This is a genomic window from Streptomyces sp. NPDC043952, assembly GCF_056435325.1.
Genome location: NZ_JBWKES010000028.1, coordinates 76,470 through 82,721, shown reverse-complemented (window position 1 = coordinate 82,721; position 6,252 = coordinate 76,470). Strand labels below are relative to the sequence as shown.

Annotated in this window: 7 protein-coding genes; 3 read left to right on the top strand and 4 right to left on the bottom strand. The window is 71.9% G+C overall.

All coding sequences use genetic code 11. The features are described from left to right. Window positions 1–620: maltotransferase domain-containing protein (locus AC069R_RS26155; RefSeq protein ID WP_478769253.1), on the bottom strand; the 620-nt coding region annotated here is incomplete at its 3' end. A gap of 109 nt (window positions 621–729) precedes the next feature. Beyond that, window positions 730–1,029 carry a DUF5133 domain-containing protein gene (locus AC069R_RS26150; protein ID WP_478769252.1) on the bottom strand — a complete coding sequence of 100 codons (300 nt, stop codon included), beginning with the start codon at window positions 1,027–1,029 and terminating at the stop codon, window positions 730–732. 304 nt (window positions 1,030–1,333) lie between these two features. Between AC069R_RS26150 and AC069R_RS26145 the strand changes: the two genes are divergently transcribed. Together AC069R_RS26145 and glgX are read left to right on the top strand one after the other, a co-directional pair. After that, a complete protein-coding gene (locus AC069R_RS26145; protein ID WP_478769251.1) occupies window positions 1,334–1,843 on the top strand; it encodes a pep a2 in 510 nt (169 codons plus the stop codon). Continuing rightward, entirely contained in the window at window positions 1,840–3,984 is a 2,145-nt protein-coding gene (gene glgX / locus AC069R_RS26140; RefSeq protein WP_478769250.1) for a glycogen debranching protein GlgX, read from the top strand. Before AC069R_RS26145 ends, glgX begins: the two co-directional genes overlap by 4 nt. A gap of 60 nt (window positions 3,985–4,044) precedes the next feature. Here glgX and AC069R_RS26135 read toward each other — a convergent pair whose 3' ends face one another. Continuing rightward, a complete protein-coding gene (locus tag AC069R_RS26135; RefSeq protein WP_478769249.1) occupies window positions 4,045–4,869 on the bottom strand; it encodes a VOC family protein in 825 nt (274 codons plus the stop codon). A 129-nt stretch (window positions 4,870–4,998) separates the two neighbouring features. Here AC069R_RS26135 and AC069R_RS26130 point away from each other — a divergent pair, with 129 nt between their 5' ends. After that, complete coding sequence (locus AC069R_RS26130) at window positions 4,999–5,340, top strand: ANTAR domain-containing protein (RefSeq protein WP_478769248.1); 342 nt, start codon at window positions 4,999–5,001, stop codon at window positions 5,338–5,340. Window positions 5,341–5,370: 30 nt separating this feature from the next. On the opposite strand, the gene AC069R_RS26125 is transcribed toward AC069R_RS26130, so the two are convergent. Next, entirely contained in the window at window positions 5,371–6,174 is an 804-nt protein-coding gene (locus AC069R_RS26125) for an RNA polymerase sigma factor SigF (RefSeq protein ID WP_478769247.1), read from the bottom strand. Window positions 6,175–6,252 lie beyond the last annotated feature (78 nt).

The following is a 6,252-nucleotide window of genomic DNA, read 5'->3' as shown; positions in this document are numbered from 1 at the left end:
AAGAACTCGTACCAGGAGCCGTACAGCGCCCGCTCCCGCTCCACCAGCAGCGGCATCGGATCGGACGCGGTCACCAACTCCCGCAGCGGGTAACGCTCCAGGACCTCCCGCACCCGCGGGGAGAGCGCGGGCCGCAGGCGCTCGTGGACCGAGAGGGAGTCGTCGCCGAGGGCGCGGGCGGCGGCGGCCACCAGATCGCGCTCCGGGCCCTTGGGCACACCGGCGGTGGCGCGCTCGTACAGCTCGGCGCCCTCCTCCAGGACCAGCCCGGTGTCGATCCCGGCCGGCACCTTCACCGAGGCGGTGTGCCGCCAGGTCGCCAGCGGATGGCTCCACGCCTCCACCCGGAAGGTCCAACGGCCCGTCACGTCCGGGGTGACCTCGGCGCCCCACACATCGCTGCCGGGGGACACCTCGCGCATCGGGGTCCAGGGGCCGCGCCGGCCCCTGGGATCGCGCAGGACCACATTGGCACCGACCGCGTCGTGCCCCTCCCGGAACACGGTGGCGGTGACCTGGAAGGTCTCCCCGGCCACCGCCTTCGCCGGGCGCCTGCCGCACTCCACGGCCGGCCGGACGTCACGTACCGGTACACGGCCGATGGCCGGGGTCCTGCGCATGTATCTCACCTCCGCCGTGCGCGAAGCCGGGCACCGGCCCGGCTTCGCGATCCGAGAGCGGGGCCGGCCCGTGCCGGTCCCCGAAGGGAACGCCTTGTACGGTGCCAGCTCAGGAGCTCGGCGCCGTGGAACGCCGCTCCGGAGCCGGCGCCCTTCGCACCGAACGGCGCGACTTCGGCCGGCCGTCCTGCTCGCGCAGGTAGCCGACCGGACTCGTGCGCAGATACCGCTCCGCCGCGTCCGCCGCCTCGCGGGCACAGCGTTTGCCCATCAGAACGCACAAGGTGTACCCCGAGTCCTCGAACGTGGCCCGGACCGTGCGGTCGTACGGCGAGGCGAGCATCACGCGCTCCCACGCCCGGTAACGCCGCAACTGCCGGGCCACTTCGGCCTTGGCGGGTAGCAGCATGGCCCTGTTCACCCTCCACGCTCTCGACTGGGCGCGTTCCCGACGGTCGGGTGGCGTCCGCGCAGGGGTGGGCGCGGCGCCGTTACGGCGATCGAGGCTTTCACTCATGGTGCACGGGCGAGGACGCAGCGTCTTGTTGGATCTTCAACCATTGGGAGCGGTGGGTGCTCGTGTTGCACGAATGGCGTAGCGACCGCACCGTGGGAGATGACTCAGAAGCGATCACCGCTCACGCTGAGTGTCCGGGATCCCTCCCGGACAGGGCGAGGGGAGCGAGAGCTTCGCCGGTGAGGAGCAAGCGACGATGAAGACCGCAGTGCCCTGCTACTACCACCTCGACGTGGAAGTCAGCCCGGAACGGGTGGGACAGGTCAGCCGCATCCTGGCCGCCCATCTCCGCCACTGGGACCTCGACAATCTGGTGGCCCCCGTCTGCCGCGGCGCCGAACTGCTGCTGCGGGCGATCGACCAGCACGCCCGTGACAAGCACACCTCCATCGAGATGTGGTGGAACGGCCAGCACCTGATCACCGCCTTCGGCGACGACGACCCCGAGCTGCGCCCGGACCAGGATCTGCGCGCCTGCCTCGCGGACATCGCCGCGATGAGCGACGGCTGGGGCTGCTGCGCCGCCGAGACCGGAAGCAAGATCATCTGGTTCTCGCAGCGCGCCCGCGCCGGCGAACGGGTGCCGCTGGTGCCGCTGCCGCCGGAGCCGTTCATCAGCACGGGCCTGAACGAGCCGCGCCGGCACCAGGTGGCCGTCCTGGCCGCGCCCGCGCCCGCCGGTGACTTCCTGGAGGGCAGCCGGTGAGCGCCCGCACCACCCGGAAAGGGCTGCCCGTCTGGAGCGGGCAGCCCTACCCGTTGGGTGCCTCCTTCGACGGACAGGGCACCAACTTCGCGCTGTTCAGCGAGGTCGCCGAGCGGGTCGACCTGATCCTCGTGGACGACCGCGGCCGGGAGACGCCCGTCCGGCTGCACGAGGTCGACGGCTTTGTCTGGCACGCCTATCTGCCCGGCATCGCGCCCGGCCAGCGCTACGGCTACCGGGTACACGGCCCCTGGCAGCCCGCGCTCGGCCACCGCTGCAACCCGAGAAAGCTGCTGCTCGACCCGTACGCGCGCGCCGTGGACGGCCAGATCGACAACCACGCCTCCCTGTACGAGCGTTCGCCCGACGGACCGGCCCCCGCCGACAGCGCCGGGCACTCCATGCTGGGCGTGGTCACCGACCCGTACTTCGACTGGGGCGACGACCGGCCGCCGCGCACCGCGTACGCCGACTCCGTGATCTACGAGGCGCATGTGCGCGGGCTGACCCGCACCCACCCGGACGTCCCCGAACGGCTGCGCGGCAGCTACGCGGGACTCGCCCACCCCGCCGTCACCGGGCACCTGACCTCGCTCGGGGTGACGGCGGTGGAGCTGATGCCGGTGCACCAGTTCGTGCAGGACGGGGTGCTCCAGGACCGGGGCCTGTCCAACTACTGGGGCTACAACACCATCGGCTTCTTCGCGCCGCACAACGCCTACGCCGCCTTCGGCACCCGCGGCCAGCAGGTCAACGAGTTCAAGGCCATGGTGAAGGCGCTGCACGCGGCCGGCCTCGAAGTCATCCTCGACGTGGTCTACAACCACACCGCCGAGGGCAACGAGTTCGGCCCCACGCTGTCCTTCCGGGGCATCGACAACGCCTCCTACTACCGCCTGGTGGACGGGGACTGGGCGCACTACTACGACACCACGGGCACCGGCAACAGCCTGCTGATGCGCCACCCCTACGTGCTCCAGCTGATCATGGACTCGCTGCGGTACTGGGTCACCGAGATGCACGTCGACGGCTTCCGCTTCGACCTCGCGGCCACGCTGGCCCGGCAGTTCCACGAGGTGGACCGGCTCTCGGCGTTCTTCGACCTGATCCAGCAGGACCCGGTGATCAGCCGCGTCAAGCTGATCGCCGAGCCCTGGGACGTGGGGGAGGGCGGCTACCAGGTCGGCAACTTCCCGCCGCTGTGGTCGGAGTGGAACGGCCGCTACCGGGACGCCGTACGGGACTTCTGGCGCGCCGAGCCCGGCTCCCTCGGCGAGTTCGCGTCCCGGCTGACCGGCTCCTCCGACCTGTACCAGCACAGCAGGCGCCGGCCGCGGGCGAGCGTCAACTTCGTCACCGCGCACGACGGGTTCACGCTGCGGGACCTGGTGTCGTACAACGACAAGCACAACGAGGCCAACGGGGAGGACAACCGGGACGGGGAGAGCCACAACCGGTCCTGGAACTGCGGCGCGGAAGGGGATACGACCGACCCCGCCGTGCTCGAACTGCGGGGCCGCCAGCAGCGCAACTTCCTTGCCACACTGCTGCTTTCGCAGGGCATCCCGATGCTCTGCCACGGCGACGAGCTCGGCCGCAGCCAGCGCGGCAACAACAACGCCTACTGCCAGGACAACGAGATCTCCTGGGTGGACTGGGAACTCACCGGCGAGCAGCGGAACCTGGCGGACTTCACCCGCGCCCTCATCGCGCTGCGCGCCGCGCACCCCGTGCTGCGCCGGCGCCGCTTCTTCCGCGGCGAGACCGTGACGAACGCGGAGCAGCCGCTGCCGGACCTGATGTGGCTGCGTCCCGACGCCCGCGAGATGACCGACCGCGACTGGCAGCGCGGCGACGCCCACTCCGTCGGGGTCTTCCTCAACGGCGACGCGATCGCCGAACGGGACGCGTACGGGCGCCGGTTGGTCGACGACTCCTTCCTGCTCCTCCTCAACGCCTACTGGGAACCGGTGGTGTTCCGGCTGCCGGACGAGACGTTCGGGGAGCGCTGGACGGCACTGATCGACACCGCGGACGCGGAGGGGATGCCGGACGAGCGGGAACACAAGGCGGGCACGAGGGTGCGGGTGGAGGCGCGCAGCCTGGTGCTGTTGACGCGGGCGTCGAGGGTGGGAAGTTAGGCCGTTGTGGCGGGCGCGCCCCCTTCAGGGTGCGCCCGCCTGAAGGGGGCGTGGGTCGGGTCAGCGGGTCTGACGGGACGTCACCGTGAACTGGGCGCCGTCCGCGTCCCGCAGGATCGCCTCCGCCTCGTTTTCCTTCAGGACGCTGCCCCCGTGCTTCTCCGCCGTGCGGGCGCAGCCGGGTACGTCCGACACCGCGAAGTGGATCTGCCAGTGCGGGCGGACGGACGGGTCCGGGGCGGCCTCCACCGCGCCCGAGTCGATCCGGGCCACCGCGTCGCCCTGGCTGCGCAGGACGACCTCGTCGCCGTCGTACTCGACCTCGCAGCACCCCGGCTTCCCCGACGCCCAGTCGAGGATCTCGCCGTAGAACATCGCGGAGTCGAAGGCGTCGCGGGTGTGCAGCCGGATGAACGTGGGGGCCGCGCGCCGCCAGGCCTCCCAGTTGGAGACCAGTTCCCCCTGCCAGATCCCGAACGTGGCCCCGTCGCGGTCGGCGAGCAGCGCGGCCCGGCCCGGCGGGAAGGAGAGCGGTCCGACCGCCGCCGTGCCGCCCCGCTCGCGCGCCCGCGCCACCGCGACATCCGCGTCCGGCACCGCGAAGTACGGCGTCCACGCCACCGCCATCTGCCACATCGAGGCCACCGCGGCGATCCCGGCCACCGGCACCCCATCCGCCAGCGCGACCCGGAAGTGCTCGCCGAGCTTGGCGCCGCGCCAGCGCCAGCCCAGCACGGCCGTGTAGAAGTCCTGGGTGGCCTGGAGGTCGCGGCTGGTCAGGCTCACCCAGCACGGCGCGCCGAAGACGGAGTGCGTGGAGATGACCTCACGCCCCCGCGGCCCGTGGCCGGGCGCTCCCTCGCTGACAGGGGTTTCTCGGTTCATGTTCGGTAACGTCCTGCTCTCTGGTGCCGGCGGTCACCGGTCTGGCTCCAGTGTCCGGCCGGAAGCGGGTGGGGCGCCTGTCGAGTACCCCCGGTGGCAGGGGGACAGGCGGCTGCGCACGATGGGGGGATGGCAGAGAGCGAGCCGGAGCGGATCGCCGCGTTGCGGGCCGAGGTCGAGCAGCTGAAGCAGGCCCTGGCCTCGCACGCCGTGGTCGACCAGGCGATCGGGATGGTGGTGGCCCTCGGCCGCGTCACCCCCGAACAGGGCTGGCAGGTGCTGCGGGACGTCTCCCAGCACACCAACATCAGGCTGCGCAACGTCGCCGAGCTGATCCTGATCTGGGGCCGCCGCGGCGAGATCCCGCCCGAGATCAGCGCGGAACTGGAAGACGCCCTGGACCGGTACGGCCCCGTCCAGGTCCCCGGCGGCGACACGGAGGCCGCCCCGGACCGGCCGGGTCCCGGCTGAAGCCGGCCGGGACCCGCTCGGACCAGGGCCTCACCGCGCCTCCGAGAGCAGTTCCTCGCGCAGCCGGTCGAAGCACCCGCTCAGCAGCCGCGACACGTGCATCTGCGAGATCCCCAGCTGCTGCGCGATCCGGCTCTGCGTCATCCCCCCGAAGAACCGCAGGTAGAGAATGGTCCGCTCGCGCTCCGGCAGCGCCGCGAGGCACGGTTTGACGGCCGCCCGGTCCACCACCAGGTCGAATCCGGGGTCGGGGCCGCCCAGCGAGTCACCGAGGGCGTAGCCGTCCGTGCCCGCCACCTCGGCGTCCAGGGACAGCGCGGAGAAGCACTCCAGCGCCTCCATCCCGGCGCGCACCTCGTCCTCGTCCAGCCGGGTGTACTCGGCTATCTCGGCCACGGTCGGCGGCCGGCCCGGCGTGGACTGGGACAGCTCCTTGACGGCCGTACGGACCCGGTTGCGCAGGTCCTGGACCCGGCGGGGCACGTGCAGCGTCCACATGTGGTCCCGGAAGTGCCGCTTGATCTCACCGGTGATGGTGGGCACCGCGTACGCCTCGAAGGCGCGGCCGCGCTCGGGGTCGTAATGGTCGACGGCCTTCACCAGCCCCAGCGCGGCCACCTGGTACAGGTCCTCCAGGGACTCCCCGCGACCGCGGAAGCGTACGGCGATCCGCTCGGCCATGGGCAGCCACAGCCGCACCAGTTCGTCGCGCAGCGCCTGGCGCTCGGGGCCGTCGGGCAGCTCGGCGAGCCGCGCGAAGGACTCACCCGTGTCGGGCGCGTCGTCATGTGGATGGGGGTGGGACCTGGGCTTGGTGCTGCCAGTGACACGCATCGCGCGCACCTCTCTCGCCGGTGCCGGTTGGACAGACACCGTGGGAGGCACGCGCGCTCGGTCACGGGAAAGGACTCG

Coding starts and splice junctions, on each gene's coding strand:
- AC069R_RS26135 (WP_478769249.1), bottom strand. CDS start 4,869: ATGAACCGAGAAACCCCTGTCAGCGAGGGAGCGCCCGGCCACGGGCCG.
- AC069R_RS26150 (WP_478769252.1), bottom strand. CDS start 1,029: ATGCTGCTACCCGCCAAGGCCGAAGTGGCCCGGCAGTTGCGGCGTTAC.
- AC069R_RS26130 (WP_478769248.1), top strand. CDS start 4,999: ATGGCAGAGAGCGAGCCGGAGCGGATCGCCGCGTTGCGGGCCGAGGTC.
- AC069R_RS26125 (WP_478769247.1), bottom strand. CDS start 6,174: ATGCGTGTCACTGGCAGCACCAAGCCCAGGTCCCACCCCCATCCACAT.
- AC069R_RS26145 (WP_478769251.1), top strand. CDS start 1,334: ATGAAGACCGCAGTGCCCTGCTACTACCACCTCGACGTGGAAGTCAGC.